Origin of the sequence: Actinomadura graeca (genome assembly GCF_019175365.1) — a bacterium.
In the GTDB taxonomy this organism is placed as follows: Bacteria; Actinomycetota; Actinomycetes; order Streptosporangiales; family Streptosporangiaceae; genus Spirillospora; species Spirillospora graeca.
Genome location: NZ_CP059572.1, coordinates 8,197,153 through 8,217,031, shown reverse-complemented (window position 1 = coordinate 8,217,031; position 19,879 = coordinate 8,197,153). Strand labels below are relative to the sequence as shown.

The 19,879-nt window shown below is 65.2% G+C and carries 12 protein-coding genes and 6 pseudogenes; 11 read left to right on the top strand and 7 right to left on the bottom strand.

Features of this window, described 5'->3' with window-relative positions; genetic code table 11:
- Window positions 1-82: 82 nt before the first annotated feature.
- A pseudogene (locus AGRA3207_RS36535) lies at window positions 83-163 on the top strand (IS5/IS1182 family transposase); the annotation flags it as partial.
- A gap of 630 nt (window positions 164-793) precedes the next feature.
- On the opposite strand, the gene AGRA3207_RS36530 reads toward AGRA3207_RS36535, so the two are convergent.
- Window positions 794-1,246: a hypothetical protein gene (locus AGRA3207_RS36530; protein ID WP_231331894.1), complete on the bottom strand. Its 453-nt coding sequence runs from the start codon at window positions 1,244-1,246 to the stop codon at window positions 794-796.
- 270 nt (window positions 1,247-1,516) lie between these two features.
- Between AGRA3207_RS36530 and AGRA3207_RS36525 the strand changes: the two genes are divergently transcribed.
- The 3 genes and pseudogenes from AGRA3207_RS36525 to AGRA3207_RS36515 all read left to right on the top strand — a co-directional run.
- Window positions 1,517-2,485 carry an IS630 family transposase gene (locus AGRA3207_RS36525; RefSeq protein ID WP_231331893.1) on the top strand — a complete coding sequence of 323 codons (969 nt, stop codon included), beginning with the start codon at window positions 1,517-1,519 and terminating at the stop codon, window positions 2,483-2,485.
- Window positions 2,486-2,590: 105 nt separating this feature from the next.
- Window positions 2,591-3,505 carry an IS5 family transposase gene (locus tag AGRA3207_RS36520; RefSeq protein WP_231331892.1) on the top strand — a complete coding sequence of 305 codons (915 nt, stop codon included), beginning with the start codon at window positions 2,591-2,593 and terminating at the stop codon, window positions 3,503-3,505.
- A 130-nt stretch (window positions 3,506-3,635) separates the two neighbouring features.
- Window positions 3,636-3,830: pseudogene (locus tag AGRA3207_RS36515) on the top strand (ISL3 family transposase); the annotation flags it as partial.
- Here the strand turns inward: AGRA3207_RS36515 and AGRA3207_RS36510 are convergent.
- Window positions 3,830-4,762, bottom strand: a pseudogene (locus tag AGRA3207_RS36510) (transposase); the annotation flags it as partial. The pseudogenes AGRA3207_RS36515 and AGRA3207_RS36510 overlap by 1 nt on opposite strands.
- A gap of 244 nt (window positions 4,763-5,006) precedes the next feature.
- On the opposite strand from AGRA3207_RS36510, the gene AGRA3207_RS36505 reads away from it, so the two are divergent.
- The gene (locus AGRA3207_RS36505; protein WP_231331891.1) at window positions 5,007-5,822 is read left to right on the top strand and encodes a hypothetical protein; all 816 of its coding nucleotides are present in this window, start codon (window positions 5,007-5,009) and stop codon (window positions 5,820-5,822) included.
- Window positions 5,823-6,384: 562 nt separating this feature from the next.
- On the opposite strand, the pseudogene AGRA3207_RS36500 reads toward AGRA3207_RS36505, so the two are convergent.
- Window positions 6,385-7,536, bottom strand: a pseudogene (locus tag AGRA3207_RS36500) (IS3 family transposase).
- 102 nt (window positions 7,537-7,638) lie between these two features.
- Window positions 7,639-8,192 (bottom strand): annotated as a pseudogene (locus tag AGRA3207_RS36495) (transposase family protein); the annotation flags it as partial.
- Between the two features lie 384 nt (window positions 8,193-8,576).
- Between AGRA3207_RS36495 and AGRA3207_RS36490 the strand changes: the two are divergent.
- On the top strand, window positions 8,577-9,791 hold the full coding sequence (locus AGRA3207_RS36490) for a radical SAM protein (protein WP_338028242.1): 1,215 nt from the start codon (window positions 8,577-8,579) through the stop codon (window positions 9,789-9,791).
- Here the strand turns inward: AGRA3207_RS36490 and fxsT are convergent.
- Window positions 9,766-11,817, bottom strand: coding sequence for an FxSxx-COOH system tetratricopeptide repeat protein (fxsT, locus tag AGRA3207_RS36485; RefSeq protein WP_231331889.1), 2,052 nt, complete (start codon window positions 11,815-11,817; stop codon window positions 9,766-9,768). The genes AGRA3207_RS36490 and fxsT overlap by 26 nt on opposite strands.
- A gap of 251 nt (window positions 11,818-12,068) precedes the next feature.
- Here fxsT and AGRA3207_RS36480 point away from each other — a divergent pair.
- Window positions 12,069-12,421 (top strand): annotated as a pseudogene (locus tag AGRA3207_RS36480) (helix-turn-helix domain-containing protein); the annotation flags it as partial.
- A gap of 764 nt (window positions 12,422-13,185) precedes the next feature.
- On the opposite strand, the gene AGRA3207_RS36475 reads toward AGRA3207_RS36480, so the two are convergent.
- The gene (locus AGRA3207_RS36475) at window positions 13,186-14,334 is read right to left on the bottom strand and encodes a tyrosine-type recombinase/integrase (RefSeq protein WP_231331888.1); all 1,149 of its coding nucleotides are present in this window, start codon (window positions 14,332-14,334) and stop codon (window positions 13,186-13,188) included.
- Window positions 14,335-14,457: 123 nt separating this feature from the next.
- On the opposite strand from AGRA3207_RS36475, the gene AGRA3207_RS36470 reads away from it, so the two are divergent.
- Window positions 14,458-14,751 (top strand): hypothetical protein, encoded by a 294-nt coding sequence (locus tag AGRA3207_RS36470; RefSeq protein WP_231331886.1) that lies wholly within the window; start codon window positions 14,458-14,460, stop codon window positions 14,749-14,751.
- A gap of 5 nt (window positions 14,752-14,756) precedes the next feature.
- Window positions 14,757-16,193, top strand: coding sequence for a type VII secretion protein EccB (gene eccB / locus AGRA3207_RS36465; protein WP_231331884.1), 1,437 nt, complete (start codon window positions 14,757-14,759; stop codon window positions 16,191-16,193).
- Between the two features lie 100 nt (window positions 16,194-16,293).
- On the opposite strand, the gene AGRA3207_RS36460 is transcribed toward eccB, so the two are convergent.
- Window positions 16,294-17,376, bottom strand: a complete 1,083-nt coding sequence (locus tag AGRA3207_RS36460) for a CHRD domain-containing protein (RefSeq protein WP_231331883.1) — start codon at window positions 17,374-17,376, stop codon at window positions 16,294-16,296.
- A 178-nt stretch (window positions 17,377-17,554) separates the two neighbouring features.
- On the opposite strand from AGRA3207_RS36460, the gene AGRA3207_RS36455 reads away from it, so the two are divergent.
- A complete protein-coding gene (locus AGRA3207_RS36455; RefSeq protein ID WP_231331882.1) occupies window positions 17,555-18,013 on the top strand; it encodes a COG4315 family predicted lipoprotein in 459 nt (152 codons plus the stop codon).
- Between the two features lie 148 nt (window positions 18,014-18,161).
- Window positions 18,162-19,568: an LCP family protein gene (locus AGRA3207_RS36450; protein ID WP_231331880.1), complete on the top strand. Its 1,407-nt coding sequence runs from the start codon at window positions 18,162-18,164 to the stop codon at window positions 19,566-19,568.
- Window positions 19,569-19,879: the final 311 nt, after the last annotated feature.

Genomic DNA, 19,879 nt, shown 5'->3' with positions numbered 1-19,879 from the left:
GCCTTGCTCTACGCCTCCGACCACGTGTACGCCGAAGTATACCGGCGACTTCCCAAGATCGCGCAGACCAGTTCGGCTTCAGACGAACCCGAATCCTGTCGATCGCGGCAAGCGCGGGTCGAAGATCCACCTGCTGGTCGATCGTGCCGGGCTGCCGCTGTCAACACCTCCGACAGCAAGGCGTTGCAACGACCACTTGAATCCGCCCTGAACGCCACGATCGGAATAATGAACCAGCCCGTCTCTGACATCCCCGCGCGAACAGATCACCATTTCCAGCGCGTCCAACGCCAGGTCGGCGCCAAGGTGATCGGCGACCTGCCAGCCCACGATCGCCAGGGAGAACGAATCCTGCACGAACGCGGTGTAGGGGTCAGTTGAGCATCGGCCGTGAATCCAACGATGTTGCTTCTGGCCTGCATTGATCGTGTTTTCAGCGCTTGCGTCGGGTGTTTGGGTCGCGTCGGGCGACGTGTTGGCCGACGGCGTCGACGCTCGGGCGGGCGTACCGTTCCAGGGATCGCACGGAGGCGTGGCGGGAGCGTGCCAGCAGGGTAGGGGGTGTCCGGATGCGGGCAGGTGTGGCTGGTCGTGGTGGCGCCGGTCAGGACAGTGCTGAGTTCCTCGGCGAGGCAAACCTGCGGGCCGCCGGGCACGAAGGCATTACTGAGCATTCGACCGCCCACAGGTGCGGACCACGATCGTGACCAAGATGACCGGCAAGGTGGTTAAGGCCGCCGCCGAGCAGACCGTGGTGCTGCCCGCCGAAGCGGCCACCGCGGAGTTGAGGCGGTCATCGCCGTTGGTATCGAGTCAGGCAGTTGTGGATATAGGCAACTAGCGCCTCGGTCTTCACCTCACGACCGGTATCAATGTATGTCGCCGGCCTCCAGCGCTCACCGTTGGTCGAACTAAAGATGCACCCGTCGGCCGTTACCCAGTAGTCGTGCATCGTCGTCAGGTCCGATCCCCCGATCTCGATCGGGCTGCCGCCCACGCTGTAGATTTTCCAGGCGTCTTCCTGCTGGCGGCGCTTGCGACCGGTGATCTCTGAGCGTCGCGATGGTACGCCGGCGTCCCGGAGGGTTCGGACAGCCCAAAGGGCGAACTGGGAGTGTTCCTCGACGCGACGAAGCCGTGCTGCCTCCCGTTCCCTTTGCCAGGCGATCCGCTGCCTCTCTTCAGCGTTTGCTCGCGTCGCCATGTCGTCCAATAAGCGATCAAAACTGCCATCTGGCTCGTTCACCTCTCCATCATGCCCTACTCGGAAAGAGAGTTTCGGGCTTTTGTGGCACCGCGCTGCTGAAGCAGCTACGCACTCTCCGGGACCGGGCGATTGTGCTGCTCATGCTGCAAGGCGGGCTGTGGCCCCGGCGAGGTGCTCGGCCGGCGACGGCACGGTTCCCCTCCGACCCTAGTGTTCTGCGCCTGAGATTCGTTGTATAAGTCTGTGCTGGGCGGATGGCGAGGGCAGGGCGGCCGAAGGCCCCGTTCTCAGTGACCGGAGGCTGGGCGGGTGGAGCTTGAGCGTGGGGCGCGGGCGGCGACCTCGACGCAGGCGTATGCGTTGCGGTGCCGGATCGTGCTGGCGTGCGCCGAGCCGGGCGCGTTCCACAGCCATGTGGCCGCCGAGCTGGGAGTCTCCCCGCCGACGGTGGCCCAATGGCGGCGCCGGTTCAGCGAGCATGGCCTGGCCGGTCTGGTCGACGAGCCTCGCCCGGGCCGTCCGCCCTCGATCCTGCTGGATCGCGTGGAGGAAGTGGTCACGCTCACCCTGGAGCAGACCCCGGCGGGCGCCAAGCACTGGTCGAGGGCCTCGATGGCCGAACGCACCGGGCTGAGCAGGTCCACCATCGGGCGGATCTGGCGACGGTTCGACCTCAAGCCACACCGAGCCGGCACCTTCAAGATCTCCACCGACCCGCTGTTCGTGGAGAAGGTGGTGGACGTGGTCGGGCTCTACCACCACCCGCCCGAGCGCGCCGTGATCCTGTGCATGGACGAGAAGTCGCAGATGCAGGCGCTGGACCGTTCGCAACCGGTACTGCCGATGATGCCGGGCATGCCCGAGCGGCGCACCCACGATTACGCCCGGCACGGGGTCACCAGCCTGTTCGCCGCCTTCAACATCGCCGATGGCACCGTCATCGCCGAACTGCACCGCCGGCACCGCGCCACCGAGTTCAAAAAGTTCCTGGTCGCGATCGACAAGGCCGTCCCCGCCGGGCTGGAGGTGCACCTGGTCTGCGACAACCTGGCCACACACAAGACACCGCTCATCCTTCAGTGGCTGGCCCAGCACCCGCGCTTCCACGTGCACTTCACCCCGACCGGGTCCTCCTGGATCAACCAGGTGGAGCGCTGGTTCGCCTACCTCACCACCCAGCTCACCCAACGCGGTGTCCACAAAAGCGTCCAAGCCCTCGAAGCCGATGTCCGCGCCTGGATGGCCCAGTGGAACACCAACCCCAAACCGTTCGTCTAGGGCGTGTTTCGAAGTGAGTTGAACCTCGGCGTGTTGTGAGCCGGACATAGCGAGGTCTCCGGTAGGTGGTTCATCGACCAAGAAGAACCTGAAACCGGAGACCGCGTGGCCACCCTAGCGGTGACGAGGCGGTTCGACCTGACCGACGCGCAATGGGCGGTCCTGGGGCCGTTGCTGCCCGTTCCCAGGCGGCCGGGTCGACCGTCGAGATGGACCAGACGGCAGCTCATCGACGGGGTCCGCTGGCGGGTGCGCACCGGCGCGCCGTGGCGGGACGTTCCGGAGTGTTACGGCTCCTGGCAGGCCGTCTACGGGCTGTTTCGCCGCTGGCAGCGCAACGGTGCCTGGGCACAGATCCTGGTCGCCCTGCAGACCCGGGCCGATGCCGCCGGGCTGATCGGCTGGGAGGTGGGCGTCGACTCCACGATCATGCGGGCCCACCAGCAGGCCGCCGGAGCCCGGCGGAACGGCGACCTGCAGCGTGAGCCGCCCGGCGGGACGGTCGCCGAGCCGGCCGATCATGCGCTGGGACGCTCGCGCGGCGGGTTGTCGACCAAGGTGCATCTGGCGTGTGAGCAGGGCCAGATGCCGTTGTCGCTGGTGGTGACGGCCGGGCAGCGCGACGACGCCCCGCAGTTCCCGGCCGTGATGGCCCAGATCAGGGTCGCCCGCGCCGGGCCGGGCCGTCCCCGGACCCGGCCGGACCGGGTCCGGGCCGACAAGGCGTACTCGTCCCAGGCGATCCGGGACCACCTGCGCCGCCGCGGTATCGCCGCCACGATCCCGGTTCCGGCCGATCAGGCCGGGCACCGGTCGCGGCGGGGCAGCCGCGGCGGCCGTCCACCCGCCTTCGACCCGGCCGACTACCAGGCCCGTCATGCTGTGGAGTGCGGCATCAACCGTCTCAAGCGGCACCGGGCCGTGGCCACCAGGTACGACAAGCTCCGCGTCCGCTACCAGGCTGTCCTTGAGATCACGGCCATCAACGAATGGCTCCACCTACTTCGAAACACGCCCTAGACCAAGACCGCCGAGGAGATCCTCGGCTCCCCCGCCCGATGTCTACAACGAATTTCAGGGGGCCTGTACGGTTTCCGGCTCTGTCCCGTATTCGGTGGTGGCGGTGAGTGATCACCTGCCAACCTGGGGCGTGCTGGAGATCAACAATCTGACGAGTGTGGTGTTTTCGGGCCTGTCTGCGCTGGTCATCGAGGATGTCGCGGACGACAACGATCGCATTCGGGTCATGGCCCGCACCCGGGATGGGCTGGTGCCGTGCCCGGTGTGCGGGGTCCTGACCGGGCGGGTACACGGCTTGTGCGGCCGGACCGTCACCGACGTCCCGGGGGTGAGGAGTTCGGCGAAGCCGTGGACCAGGCGGGCGAGCTCGGCCAGCTCGGGGCAGGCAGCGGTGAGTTCCTGCAGGAGCCGGGTGTCGGCCTCGCGCCGCCTATCGGGGCGGGTGAGCAGGAGCCGGGTGAGTCGGCGTGGGGTGATGACGGGCCGGTCGCCCTCGGCCCGGCCCTGGGTGATGTAGCGGTAGAGAAGGTTGAGGCTGCCGGTGTAACCGAGTTCCTTGATCTGGTGGAACAGCTGGAGGACTGGGACGGCCGGATCGGCGGCGCGCTGCTCCCGCAGGTGATCGCGGTAGGGATCGACCAGGGTGGGCCGGTAGCGCGGAGTGCGGCGCAGGGCTTCGGGCTGGCGGGTGCGGGCGTAGCGCTTGACGGTGTTCAGGGACAGATTGAGGCGGCGTGCGCATTCCAGCAGGCCGGCGCCCTTGTCCAGCAGGTCGTGGATCTGTTGCCGGCGTTCCCGGGTGGTCTGCTCCCGGGCACCGGCAGGCAGGGCAGGGTTGACCGTGGCCCAGCAGGAATTGTGAGAGCGGACCTCGGCGAGGGTTTTGTCGCAGAGGTTCTTCTGCACGTGCCACCTGTCGCTGACCTGCACCGCCTCAGGTAACGCCCTGCCAATCGCCTCGCCGTAGGCACCTGAGCCGTCCCGGCAGACGATCTCGACCCCGGGGTGGGTACGCAGCCACGCCTCAAGAGCGTCGGCGCCGCGGCCGGGGAGAACGTCGATGCGCTCGCCGGTCTGGGCGTCGGTGAGGATGGTGGCGTAGCGGTGGCGGCGTTTCAAGGCGAAGTCATCGACCCCGGGCACCCGCGGGATCCGCAGCGGCGGCAGTGGCAGCCGCATGAGCAGCCGCAGCGCCGTCGACTTCGACACCACGACCTGCAGCACCTGTGACAGGCGAGCACCCGCCCGGCCCGCCAGCGAAACCGGTGGCACCCAGATGACCCTGGAATCAAATGCACTTCTGTCCGCTAGTGGCCAATTTGATGTCGATGTAGTCACGTTGAGGCATTGATCACATCTCTTAGGGCAGAGTACTTCTCTGCAAAAAAGTCTTCTTCGGTGACAAGGGAGAAATGGTGTGACGTCCGGAGGTGCTGGGAGCGATGGGGGGTCATTTTGGACCAGGCCACATTGGCAAGCGGTCGGAGTAATCCTCGCCGCTGTGGGGCTCATCCTAACTTATGCCATCTATGAATGGCAGAAGGGCGATGATAAGCCAGGATCGCCTGTCCAGAACAATCAAAACGTCCAAAATGGGAACTGTGTTGCCCAAGGCTCAAACAATAACTTGAACTGTGCGCCAGCACCGAAGAGCGTCGAAAAGCTGGATTTCATATGGCAAGGGGGGGTTTCCTTCTTGTTCGACGGCCCGCCGAGCGCAATCCCCAGACCACCGGACTACTCTCCTGGCGCGATCCGAAGCCACTGCGGCGAATGGCTCTCGTGGATGGGCGGGCAGCCAAAAGTGTATGCCACCATCCCGACTTTCGCCATGTCACTACAGGCCGGATCGCCGGACATCCTTACGGTCACAGGCATCACCGCATCTGTAACCAAAAGGCTCCCGGCACCAAAAGACTATGTCCTCATAAAATGCAAATACGGTGCTGGCGGTGACGCCGGATACTTCATCAGCGTAAATACTGTCTCAGGTGTAACCAAAGTCGAGGACTACAACACGGGAAAGAAGGGGGTGATGCCCCCGTTCTCGATCAAGCTGCAAGGTCGGGATTCGGGTACCGTGATAATTAGCGTCGAATCACGCAAGGGTTATCTCTACACAGGAAACCTGACTGCATCATTGGACTTCAATGGGCGTACCGTCGCCAAAGAATTTGGGTTTGGGGACTACCCCGGTGAATTCAGGTGGCTGGGTGGGCGTGACTTCGACTTTACGAGACCGACCTACGATTGGGACTTGGAGAAGAAGCGCTGGGTACGAGTGATTGGGGAGACCCCACCCGGCGAAGCATCATGACGTGAACGGATGAGCGTCTTGTCCGCCCTCCAGGGCGGGCGTAGCAGACCGGGTCCGAGCGGGTGCAGATCGCCGCTGATCATCCGTTCGCGGGCCATGAAGGGCGGCCCATGGCGGAGCGATCATATGACTGCAGAACCCTCGACCTACAGTTCGCGTGAAGGCCACCGAGCGCTGGAGGATGCGAGGTTCTACCAGCCGTCGATGTAGCGGAAGGTCGATGTAGCGGAAGAACGCCCCCTCGACGTCGAGGCGTTTGGCGAAGGCCGCGTTCGGCCAGTGGGATCGGCCTGGTCTCAGCGGTGGATCGTAGGTTCTGGCCAGGGTCACGTCGCGGCTGTCGCCAGTCGAGCCGGTTGCGGGTACTTACCGGCGTCGGACAGGCCCCCGGTGAACCGAATAGCGATGTATTGACAGCCACTCCCGAACCATCAGGAACTCGCGGGACGAACGTCGCCCGCTGGCACAGGCAGCCACCCTCGCAGGAAGCATCATGAGCCGTACCAGGGTTGATGAAGTCCGTGATGTACCCCGAGTTCCGTGGTGTCGGGATACTGGAATCTCATGCCAGTTGTTGAGCTGCGTGGAGTCTTTCGTACTCGATGGGGCTGAGCATCCCAAGGGCGCTGTGGCGGCTTCGGCGGTTGTGGAAGATCTCCAGGTACTCGAAGATCGCGTTGGCCAGTTCGATGCGGGTGCGCCGGCGTTGCCGGTTGAGCAGTTCGACCTGCATCCGGCCCCAGAACGACTCGATGACCGCGTTGTCGAAGCAGTCGCCGATGGAGCCCATCGAGGCCACCAGGCCGGACGCCTTGGCGCGCTGGGTGAGGGCCCAGGAGGTGAATTGCACTCCGTGATCGGAGTGGATCAAGGTGCCGGTCTCGGGCCGACGGTTGTGGTGGCCATGCCGAGCGCGTTGGTGACCAGCGTGGCGGTCTGTGCCGGATCGATGGACCAGCCGGCCACTTTGCGGGAGAAGGCGTCCAGCACCACGCAGCAGTAGACCTTGCCCTCGCGGGTGGGGTGTTCTGGTGATGTCGGTAACCCACAACTGGTCGGGTCGATCGCGGGTGAACTGGCGATCGACCAGGTCGGCCGCGATCGGGGTTTGCTGGGTGGGGCGGCGTCGCCGCGCACCGGGCAGACCACGAAGGCCGGCGCGGCGCATCAGCATCTCCGCCGTTCCGTGTCCGACCTGGATGCCCAGGGCCGAGGGTGAGTTCGGCGTGCTCGCGCTGCCCGCCGTAGGTGCCGCGGGACTCGGTGTGCACCCGGCGGATCTGTCCGGTCAGCCAGGCGTGCCGGATCGCTCGCATCGAGGGTGGCCGCTTGCGCCACATGTGGAACCCGGGTTCAGAGACGCCCAGGGCGCGGCAGCAGACCTTGATGGGCAGCCCCTCGCTGAGCATCACCGCGATGGCTTCGAAGCGTCTCTTGGGGGCACCGGCCGCTTCACCGGCTCGGCGGCCGCTCGGCGGGTGACGGCCAGTTCGGTCTCCAGCTGGGCGATCCGGCGCCGGGCGGTGACCAGCTCGGCGTGGTCGGTCGAGGTCAGCCCCGGCTCCAGGCCAGAGTCGATGCGGTCTTAGCGCAGCCAGACGTAGATGGTCTGGCTGGGCATCTGCAAGTCCGCAGCAACCTGCCTCACGGAGCGGCCGGCCTTGGCAAGGTCCGGCACCTTGCGACGGAACTCAGGGGGGCAGCTTCTGGGCACCTGGGGCACTCCTCATGATCGAAGACACGAGGATCCCAGTAACGCGACCCCACAAAAGCAGGGGTACATCACGGGCTTCACCAAACCCGGTGGGCTTCAGTTACGGTACGGCATGATCACGCCCGGGTTGCCCTGGTAGCCGCCGTCGGCCATCACATGCGCACCTTGGCAGGGCTTGTCCACACCGCTGTCCCGGAACGCAGTGCAATCGTTGTGGTCGCCAGGAACGGGCCGGCCGACCGCGACGACCAAGCGGGTGTCGGGTCGGCATCGATGACGACCTGCATGTTCACCGAGCAACGGTAGTTCTTCGACGACGCCGACACGCTCCGATCATGGGTGGGCACCAGCGTGCCGTCCACGATCAGCACTGTGTCGGGCCCGTGCCGCTGGCTGACCGACGCGAGCGTGAGCAACGGCGCCAGGTGATCCACGATGCGGTGGGCAGCCGACTTCGACACCCCGAACAACAGCGCCACCTGCCGCAGCGTGAGGTTGGCGCGGTAATACACCGCCATCAGCAGCACCCGATCCGCCAACGGCAGGTCCCACCTTCGGCCGGTCCCGCATTACTCACCGCCCCGAGCCGCCACGATGCACACCAGCCTGCGGAACTGCCGCACCGACAACCCGGTGAACACCGGCACCCACACCATGTCATCCTCACTGACCGCCTGCCCCGCATCGAGATCATCGATCAAGATTCCCCACCGTTACGGGACAGCTCTGAGGGAAGCTGGTCACACCCGACACTAGCTATAGAGCGGGCATCGGAGTTACAGTCAACAGAACCAAGCCTAGCTGCATAGCCACCAGGGAATAGGGATGACACACGTGGATCCAGCTCGACGGCGCAGTGATGAGCCTAACCTAGACGAATTAAATCCAAAGATCCTAGAGATTCTTAAATTTCTCCAAAACGAGGCGGGCACAGAACCACCCTCCAACCCATTCAGTAGCTATATTGTCGTCGACGACTCGGCAAAAGAAGACTAGACTCCCTTCAAATATGATGCGATAATCTAATTGAAATCGCGGAGATGCTATTCATGAATATTCCTTCTCGATCAGAATTTGATCAAAATCACCCGGTCCGAACGGCAGTGATCAAGGTTGCAAGTCGCTGCAATCTCGCCTGCACTTATTGTTACATTTATGAAATGGCGGATCAGAGTTGGCGCCGGCAACCACAAGTCATTGATACGACTACAATCGAGGCGATTGCTAAGCGCCTCGCCGAGTACGCGCAATATCGGTCACTTTCAGCATTGATAGTCGTAGCGCATGGTGGCGAGCCTCTTCTTATAGGCCCGGAGCGTCTCGCGCACTTCTTCACTACCATCAGCCACGGACTAGACACGGTAGGGTGTGAAACTCATCTGGGCGTACAGACAAACGGTACACTACTCTCCATGGAGGCTGTTCAGAAACTTAAGTCTCGTAAAGTCCACATTGGAATTAGCCTCGATGGGCCCCCTAAAGTCAATGATGAGCATCGCGTCGACAAGCACGGAATCGGCACCTCAGGAGCTGTCCTCGACGGACTGTCTAGGCTTCGTGAGGCCACAAATAGTCGGCCTCTTCTCGGCGGATTCCTATCGTACGCTGATATCAGCGTGCCCCCGATAGTCCAGTTAGACTACTTCATCGAACTTGGCGCAGCACAGGTCGACTTCCTCTTCCCAAATTTTAATCACGACACTTTGCCGAAGGAATACCGCAATGGTGCGCTTGGTCGATGGATGATCCAACTTTTCAATTTGTGGATGGACAGGTCAAATCAGCTTGAGGTCCGGACCTTTACAGTGATTATGCGATTGCTGCTGGGCGGGAAGTTTGGCTATGAGTCGTTTGGTGCAGAGAGTCAAAAAACAATTGCAGTGGAGCCAGATGGAACGTACCACGCTTCTGATGTTCTCAAATCGGCCTACGAGGGGGTCACATCAACCGGCATGGATGTCTGGCATCACGAGATTCGAGAGGTTGAGAGTATGCCTCTAATTGCCGCTACAAGCAGCAAAGCGGTTTCAGCGGCTAATGAATGCCTTGCCTGCCCGATCTTCAGCGTATGCGGCGGCGGACTGGTGGCGCACAGGTATTCAAAGGCTCAGGGATTCAACCGTGTAAGCGTCTATTGCGAAGATATAAAACTGCTAGTAAGGCATATAATGGACCGACTCAAGAAGGAACTTATGGGTCGGCCAGATGTCACGGTCAGCGTTTCCAGCTTTAGCGCCTATTCCCACCGCGTCTGACTTGATTCCATAGATCCGCAGCGAGTCGAACCGAGTCAAGTGTTGCATGATGCTCCTCGCCAAGCAGGAGCTTCCTTCGAACCACAGTGTCCTGACACAATGCCAACGCTTGATCTAGATGGCCAAGTGCGCGAAGATCGACCGCTACGTCATGGGCAGACAAAAGAGTATGAGGATGATTGTCCCCGAGGGCTTCACGTCGACCCGATAACGTTTCTTCATTGAGTGTCAACGCATCCTCAAATAATCCAAGTCGCCTTAGATCCAAAGCTAGATTATGTGCCGTTCCCATGGTGTCGCGATGATTCTCACCAAGAACTTGCTTCTTTCGAGTCAACGTTTCTTCGTGCAGGGCCCGAGCAACTTCCAGCTCTCCTAGTTCCCTCATGATGGAGGCAAGATGATCCGCAGAATTCAGAGTGTCTTGATGATCTATTCCAAGCACATTGCATCGCCGCTCAAATACTTCTGTAACTAGTGACTGAATTTCTGCGTAGCGTCTCTGACGTATAAAGGCACTCACGAGCGCATGAGCAGCGTCGAGGTTTTGCGGGTCGTCAGGCCCAAGCGTAACACGCCACTGATAGTGGAGAGATCGTGCCAATTCTTCGCCTCGCTCCAACTCGCCACGTTCCAGCTGATACCAAACGAATCTGCATGCAGCGGATCGCAGAGCAGGTGAACTGGTTCCAGCAAGATCCGTCGCGAGCAAATGTGGGAGCAGGTGCTCCCACCGTTCCCACGATGCAGTGTCTCTGCTGTCGTCAGGGCAGGCGCTTGCGAGCGCCCTATCAGCACATTTACGAACACGTCGAAGCGAGGTACGATCGATCTTCTCGGCTATAATAAGCTGTACAAGCCGGTGCAGTTGAATATTAGATTGATCAACTCTAGCCAACCCATATCGCGCAATACGCCCCAGCGAACGACGTAGCGCCAGCGTCGACCGCACTGTCTGTGATAGAGGTTCACAGAACGTCCCGTCAGTGCCACATGCGAAGATATCAATTGGGATAGGTTCAGCCGCCAACATCGAGCAGATCTCCAGTACTTGGACTGCCGCACGATCTTCCGCATCAAGCCGGCCCAATGAACTCGTCACCACCTGGGCAAGTGAGGCATGATAATTCGGAGGTTGCCCATCGCTCAACAACTCACGACCATCTGTCGTCAGCTCGGAAAGATACTCCGCTGCGCTCATACCCGTTTCGCTCATAACGAAAGACGCCTGAGTAATGGCCAGGGGAAGATCTCCGAGTATATTTGCAACTCGGTCCGCCTCATCTTCCGATACGGACACAAGACGCTTTATCAATTCCACCGATTCGGTACGCGAGAATACACTCAGCGGTACTGAAGTACCGACCATTTCCCAATTGGGACTTCGTGAGGTAACAAGAGTATGGCCTGATCCTTGAGGTAACCATCTATTTACCGTCAACGGCGTCTCAGCGTTGTCGAAGATTATGAGCCAGCCGCTTATCACTCGCAGTCGACGAATGGTCTGCTGCGCCGCTGATGGGATGTCCGCATTTGGCATAACCCAACCCGCTGCGACACCGAGGGCTGCAATCTGGCCGGGGATCGATTCGGCCTGCTCAGCATCAATCCACCAAACAATACTGTATCGATCAGCAAAACGGTACGCATACTCGACTACAAGTGAAGTCTTTCCGATACCCCCAGCACCATAAAGCACCTGGACGACAGCTTGGCCTCGTTTGCGACGTCCACCTTTTAGCATCTTGAGCTGACCACTCCTACCAACGAATATCCGGCTACGTGGCGGCAAATTCCATGCTGGCATCAGCTCAGGCCGCTCCTCTCTAGAGGAGCTTTCACTTGCCGAGCCATTGGATGCCGCGTGTCCGGCCCACGCAGCCAGTGGTGCTCCCACAATTGGCAGTACCAAGGCGGCAACAGTTGCCGAAGTTTGCACATCTAAACCAACCCACAAGTCACACCAGATCCATACAACACCTACCGAGACTATTCCCGCACCAGTCGCAATCAACCACCGCATCATGTGCGCTGCAACCCCGCCCGATCCGCCTCACTCACCATCACCGGAGCCTTCGGTCTGCCGGTCCTCGCCATCTACCCAGCATAGACTCACACAACGAATCTTAGGCGCAGTACATCGAGCCTTTTTCATTCCTGGTTCGAGTCGGCTGATCACAGCCGGCTGCGGGTTGGTCGTTCCGCCTCAGAAGATGAGAAGCCCCTGGTAGATGGGTTGATCACCATAACCAATACCCGTCTGGACCAGGAGCTTCGGTGCTGTTCTATCGTGCTGCCGTCGATTTGTCGCGTTCAACGCTGAACTACGTGGCCGGGTTGATCCGCCGGCATCGCAAGGCGATCGGTTCGGCCTGGCGGCTCCTTGCACCGACCAGCAGGCCCTGCTGGTGCTGGTCCATCTACGTAAAGGCGAGACGTTCGCACAGCTCGGGGCGGGTTTCGAGGTGTCGGCTCCGACCGCCTGGCGTTATGTGGAAGAGGTCGTCGCGCTGCTGTCGTCCCGCTCGCCGAAGCTCACGGCCGCTCTGCGCCGGGCGGTCTGGGACGGGCTGCACCTGCTGGTGCTGGATGGGACGCTCATCCGCACCGACCGGGTGAAGGCCGACCGGCGGCCTGTTCGCCGTGACCGTCCAGGCCGATGTCCGCCCGGCAGATTCGTAAGATGGTCCGGGGTTTCGCAAGACTTAGGCCCCTCCCGACGTCTCCATCATCACGTCCGAAGCCGCCTCATGTACGGGCAGCAGGACGCGAGCTCGAGAGCGCACCGGAGGCTGACCAGAGGGCCTCCTACGAGCGTCCCGGATTGGCACAGTGACGGCACCACCCCACCACTCGTAACACGACGCGAGATCGCACAGTGGATGCCGTCAAACTGTGAAAACTCCAACAAAATGTACGGCACCAAACCCGCTGCACGACGGAGATCACCCTCTTAGGGCGGGTGTCGCGAATGCGGGGCCCCGGTTATCCGCTCTTCGTGACTATCCAACTCCGCGACCAATCGGCAGTGGCGACCATGCCAGTGAAGTCAATATGCGGATTTACAAGAAGAGGGGACTGTCGCGATCACAGCAGCTGACCTGCCCATGGGAGATCTGTGGGACGATCTCGCCGCTCAGATGAGGGCAGGCCGGGCCAGACTGGGTGGTACCAGCGGCCCGGCCTGGGGCAATCTTGATCATTGCAAGTGCTCGGTCCTGTCCGTCCTCACTGGGGGTCAAGGGGTCGTGGGTTCAAATCCCGCCGTCCCGACAGCACGAAAAGCCCTGCTGATCACGGCGTTTGCCGAGGTCGCAGGGCTTTCGCATGGACACGCACCTTTCGCCTGACCGGGCAGTGCGGATCTTTGTTGGGGACCGCTTGGGGACCACGATCATTTAGCGAGATGCGCGCTCAGCGCCGCACCGGCCCCGACAATCGCGTCCAAGTCCGGATGCAGGTACCGCTGCGTCGTCGTGAGCGAGCCATGCCCCGCGATCAGCCTCAGCACATGCACCGGGACGCCCGCGTCCGCCATCCAGGTCAGACCTGTATGCCGCAGGTCATGGCGCCGCAGCTTCTCAAAGCCGAGCGCGGTCACGACCTCATCCCAGTGCGTGGCATCCCGCAGAACGGCAGTGGTCAGACGGCCGCCGCGCGGCCCGGTGAACAGCCGGGCATCAGGCTGGCCTTGAAGCTTGCCCAGCCGCCGGGCCACCAGCGGACGCACCTCTTCGATCAGCGGCACCCGACGGGCGCGCCGTCCCTTGGTGGCCTTGTCGATGAGGCCGCCGGGACTCGGCGTGGTCTGACGGCGCAGCGTCCACACCCAGGTGTCCGGGTCGATGTCGCGGACCCGCACACCCGACACCTCACCGATCCGGGCAGCCGTGCACGCGGCGAAGACGACCGCCTCACCCCAGCCCGAGAATCGGCCGGCCGAACGGGCCACGAGCGCATCGGCGAGCTTGACCAGCGCCGTCCAGTCCGGCAGCGCCAGCGCCCGCGGGTCGTCCAGCTCATCGAACGCTTGCCGGTACTGACGCTGCCAACCGGTAATCCGGGCCGGGTTACGGCCGATCAGCCCATCACGGACGGCCTGTTCCATCACCCGCACCAGCGCAGCGAGACTGTTCTTCACTGTCGAGCGGCCGTGTCCCTCATCGATCCAGCCGAACACGGTCCGATCCACGACGCCATTGGTGATCCGCCGCACGGGCAGATGACCCAGCGACGGGAGCACCCGCAGCCGCCATCCGGCCAGGTAGGGATCAAGGCTCTTGGCCTCCAGTCCCCGCATGGCCAGCGGCATCACGCACTTGCCGTACTCGGCGAGCGACATCGTGAAGGTGGCCGGATCCACGCCCGCCGCCGCAGCCGCCATCACCTCATCGATCCACTCTTGCGCCGTGCCCTGGTCAGGGGCCGCTTCGGAGATCGAGCGGCGCCGCTTGTCCACCGGATCAACCCAGCGGACCCGTGCCCGGTAAGGCTTGAGACGATCGTTGCGGTACGCGACATCAGCCGACAACGACAGGCCCACCGGAAGACGCTCAGGGCGTGCCGGGCGACCATCCCGTCCAGCACCTGACGGCAGTACCGGCCGTTGCCGTGCGGCTCGTCCGCCGGCGGCCGCGCGTAGTGCCCCAGCAGGTCGCGCACGGTCATGTCCGGCGCGTGGACGCGGCTCACGGTGATCCTGCCCGCCTGTTACGGGCTCGGGCTGTACGTCGTGCACTGGGTCAAGGACCGGCCGGCGGCCACCGGCGCGGTCCTGGCGCTCCTCGTCGCGCTCACCGGCCTGTTCCTCGTCGGAGCCGAGCGGATGCCGGGCAAGCGGCTGCTGCCCTACTGGGGACGCGCCGCCGACCTCGCCGAGTCCGCCGTCTCCATCGCCCTGCCCGTGCTCACGCTCGCCGTCCTGCACAGCTACGGCTGGGCGCGGGCCTTCGGGGACTGACGGCCGTGCAGAACAAGCGGGATCAGGTCCAGTCCCACATGTGCGCGGTGGGGCGTCTCAACGCGGCGATCGTCAGCGGCGACCCCGACGCCCCCGATCCGCCGATGAAGCGCGTCACCACCGGCGCCGTCATCGGCGCGGTGATCGGCACGCTGCTCGTCGCGGGCTTCGGCGTCTACGGGCTGATCAGGCCGGGCGGGTCCAGCGACTGGCGGGCCGAGGGCGCGCTGGTCTCGGTGAAGGAGAGCGGGGCGCGCTACGTCTTCCTCGGCGGCCGCCTGCACCCGGTGGCGAACCTCGCCTCCGGCCGGCTGATCGCCGGACGGGAGGCCAAGCTCGCCTCCGTGCACGAGAACACGCTCAAGAACACCCCGCGCGGCTTCCCCGTGGGCATCCCGGGCGCGCCCGACGCGCTCCCCGGATCCTCCTCGCTGGGGGGACGGGACTGGATGGTCTGCACCACGGCGCGGACCGGCTCCGCGGGCCGGACCAGCGACCAGGTGGTCGTGACGATGAACGTGGCCGCACCGAAGTCGGCCGCCGGCGCGGACGAGGGCATGCTCGTCCGCACGTCCGCCGGCCAGACGTATCTGCTGTGGCAGGGCCGCAGGCACCGGTTCACCACCGCCGCCGGGCCGTTCTCCCTCGGCTACCGGGGCGTCGTCCCGTACCCCGTCGCGGACCAGTGGATCAACATGCTGCCCGCGGGAGGCGACGTCGCGCCGCCCCGGGTCCCCGGCCGCGGCGGGGCCGGGCCCGCCATCGGCGATCGCCCGACCCGCATCGGCCAGGTCTTCACCACCGAGAACCCCGGCACGGTCAGGCAGTACTTCGTCCTGTTCGCCGACGGGCTCCGCCAGGTCAGCGTCACCGTCGCCGGCCTGGTGCTCGGCGATCCGGGCACGGCCGCCGCTTACGGAGGCCGCACGGCCGGGGCCGTCCCCGTGCAGTCCGCCGCCGCGGCACAGCACCTGTCCGACGCCCCCGCCTTCACCGGCGGCCTGCCCGCCACGCCGCCGCGCGTCCGGCAGGCGGGCGGGAACGACCGGCCCATCTGCACTTCGGTTCTCGTGGACTCGGCCCGGGGCGCGAGTGTCCAGGTCGTCGTGCCCGCGTCGGGAATCCCCGCCGGGGGCATACCGGTCACCGATCCCGACCCGAGGACGGCGCACACCGTCCTGGTCAGATCGGGCACCGGCGCGCTCGTGCGGTCGCTCCCGGCCCCGGGCAGCGGCATCGGCGTCCGCTACCTGATCACCGATCTCGGGGTGAAGTACCCGGTACCCGGCGACGACGACCTCTCCGCGCTCGGTTACGCGGGCGTCGAGCCGGTGCCCGTCCCGGCGGCCGTCCTCGACCTGCTGCCGTCGGGCCCGCCCTTGGCCCGAGCCGCGGCCGCGGGTCCCGCCGCGGCGGGGTCCGGGCGAAAGGGCGGAAGCTGAGCTCAACCGACGGCCGTCCGGACGAGTCGGCCTCCCGGACACAGGAAGAGGCCGGGGCGTGGAGTCACCCTCCACGCCCCGGCCTCTTCCGGTCGGAAGGTCAGCCGTTGAGCTGGCCGCGAACGGCGCCACCCGGGAACTCGGTGCTGTGGATGTTGGCGTACCAGTTGCGCGGGTTGGCGCGGATGCCCTGGACGACGCCCGGATCGACGCCGGTCGCGGTGCCCGCCACCGCGAAGATCGTGCTGGGCACGGGGGTGGTGACCATGTTGACGGTGACCGGGCCGTTGACGCCGAACCTGCCACGGTGGACGTGCGCGAGGCTGGGCGTGACGCCGACCCAGGCCAAGGCGAACCGGACCGAGCCGGTGCCCGCGGGCCGGACGAAGGCGACCGCCCTGCCGTCCGGGTCGCCGACGGCGGGGCCGTCCTTCACCGGGACCTCCTGGTCACCGGACAGGAACGCGCGCCTGCCGCCGGTCTTGAGCAGCCTCAGCACGTCGCGCCTGCCGCCGAGCGGCGCGAGCTGGGCGCGGACGGCGCCCTTCGGGTTCTCCTTGGTGTGCAGGTTCACATACCAGTTGCCCGGGTTGGCGCGCAGACCGTCGGCGGTCGCGGGATCCGTGACGGTGACGGCGCCCGCGGCCGAGGTCACGGTCGCCGGCATCGCGCTGGCGAACAGCGGCACCGCGACATCGCCGTTGACACCGGCCGGGCCACGGTGGATGTGCCCGAGCGTCGGGGCGGTGATGCCGTTCCAGTCCAGGGCGAAGGTCACCCGGTCGCCCTGGACGCGGACCAGGGCGGTGCCGCTCCCGTCCGCATCGCCCGCGGAGGCCGGCACCTCGTTGGCGCCCGAAAGCCTGGCCACCAGGAACACCGGCTTGTTGCGCGCCTTGTTCGTCGCGACCCGGCCTTGCGGAGCCGGCTCGCCCTGCTGCCCGGTCTGGGGCGGAGCAGGCTGTTGTGAGGCGCCCGCAGCCGGGCTCGGGGCACCCGACGACGAGCCGGCAGGTGCGGGCGCACCGTGATCGTGCCCGTGCTCCTGCCCCGCTGCCGGGGTGGCGGAGCCGGGCGTCGGGTGGCCGTCCGCATACGCGGGGACCGCCGCCGGCAGCCCCAGCGTGACCGCTGTGACCGCAGTGACCGCCGTGACCGGCAATGAGATGAGGTTCTTGCGCATTGGTGATCCTTTGAAGTGAGTGGACGTGAGTCTGAGCGGTAAGCGCCCCGGTGTACGACGAGATCTTGAGGGCGGGTTCAAGAGAAAATTCGATGAATCGAATTGAACCCGCTCCGCCGAACTCCACGTGTAGCAGGGAGTACATGTAACTCACCCCCCAAGCATTGGGAGCATTGCCATGCGCGCACGTTTTGCTCTGCTCGGCGCGGCGGTCGCCGTCATCGGGCTCGCCGGATGCGGCGGTTCCAGCGAGGGCCGGACGGGAAAGGCGTCCGGCGAGCACGCCGGCATCAAGGTCAGCCAGTCCGATCTCGGGCCGATCATCACCGACCAGGCCGGACGGACCCTGTACGCCTTCACCAGGGACAAGGCGGGGAGCAGCGCCTGCGAGAACGAGTGCATCGCCACCTGGCCCGCGTTCGCGAGCAAGACGAAGGTCACGCCCGGTCAGGGAGTGAACCGGTCGCTGGTGAAGCATTCTCAGCGCTCGGAGGGCACTTTCCAGGCCACCTACGGTGATTGGCCGCTCTACTACTACGCGGGCGACGGGAAGCCGGGCGATCTCGACGGTCAAGGCGTCGACGGTGAATGGTTCGTCGTCGGCGCCGACGGCAAGATCGTCCGACGAGAAGCGTAATGGCGGCGCCGGGCCGACGGCAATTGGGCGGGGTCCTCACGGATCGGCGGCCGAGATTGGCCGACCTGGGGCTCCCGCCGTTGAACTCGTGTCGGGGACGAGAACGTACTAATTCATAAGGCGATTTCGGGACCCGGGGAGCGTACAGATGACGTATCGCACGCCGCCGTACTGGACGGAACCGCGGCCCCGGAACGGTCTCGGGCGGGCGCTCGGGTTGACCGTGGCCTCCACGATGGTGTGGGGCGTCGCCCACCTCTCGGCCGGGCGCCGCGGCACGGGGGCGGCGCTGATGACCTTGTTCGCCGCGCTGATCGGCGGCGCGGCCACGCTGGCGCTGGGCTTCCGCGAGGATGTGGAGCGCGTCGCGGTGCGGCCGCAACAACTGGACGGCGTCATCGCCGCCATTGTCGTGCTCGCCCTGACCTGGGCGGCGGTGGTCGTCCGGTCCTACCAGGTCGTACGGCCACGGCGGATCAGCGCGGGCGGGCAGGCCGCGGCGGCGATGGCCGTGGCGATCCTCGTCGCCGCAGTCTGCGCGCCGCTCGGCCTGGCGGCCCGCGACGCCTACGCGCTGCGCGGCACCATCTCCGGCATCTTCCAGGATGATCCGGCCCTGGCCGGGGCGGAGCTGAACAAGCCGCGCGTCAACATCCTGCTGATGGGCGGGGACGGCGCGGCCAACCGCCAGGGCATCCGTCCCGACAGCATGACCGTGGCGAGCATCGACACCGCGACCGGCGACACCGTGCTGCTCGGCCTCCCCCGCAACCTGCAGCGCTTCGCCGTCCCGCCGCGGCTGCGGCCGCGCTGGCCGGACGGTTTCACCGGTACGGCGCCCGGCGCCGAGGGCCTGCTGAACGAGATGTACCAGGCCGCGGAGAACGATCCGTCGCTCGTGCCAGGCGTCCCGGCCGGGCGGCGCGGCCCGCGGCTCATGCGGGAACAGATCTCGTTCCTGCTCGGTCAGCCCGTCGACTTCTACGTCCTGGTCAACCTGTTCGGCTTCCGCGACATCGTCGACGCCGTCGGCGGAGTGCGGCTGCGCGTCCAGCGGGACATCCCCTTCGGCGGCCCGTCCGACGGCAGCAGACCGTCCGGCGTCATCCGGGCCGGGACCCGGGAACTGGACGGCACCCAGGCCCTCTGGTATGCGCGGGCCCGCCAGGGCAGCAGCGACTTCGCCCGGATGGGACGGCAGAAGTGCCTGATGAAGGCGCTCGCCGACCAGGCCGACCCGCGGCGCGTGCTCACCAACGTCGGGCGGCTGGCCGACGCGACGAAGAAGACCATCACCACCGACATCCCCGCCAGGCTGCTGCCCGCGCTGGTCGAGCTGTCCGGGAAGGTGAAGCGGGGCGCCGAGGTTCGCAGCCTGCAGTTCGTGCCGCCGCGCGTCCAGGTGTTCCGCCCCGATGTGAGGCGCATCCGCCAGTTGGCCGCGCAGGCGCTCAGCAAGAGCGAGGGCCCTGGACGGCCGTCATCGCCGGTCCGGAGGGCGCAAGCCCGCACGAACAGGAACCAGCCGGACCCGCTGGACACCGCCTGCGCCTAGCTGAGCTGCGGCTGATTTCGAGGGCCTGGCAGAGCGGCCTTCGGCGTCGTGTCGTCACGGACGGTTCACGCCGACGAGCGGCGCGCTCGACGGGTGGGAGACTCGCGTGGGCACCGTCACGGTCGTAGAGGCCGTCCGCACGCCGTCGGCGGCTCACCGCCAGATCCTGAACGAGACGGTGCTGAGCGGGCGCACCGTGAACGAGGCCGCTGAATAGCTCGCGATCCGTCGAAACGGTGAAGTCACGGGTCTGCCACGCGCTGCGGACCGCCTCGGTGGAAAGGGAGTGACGGCGTTACTGCCGAGGTCGA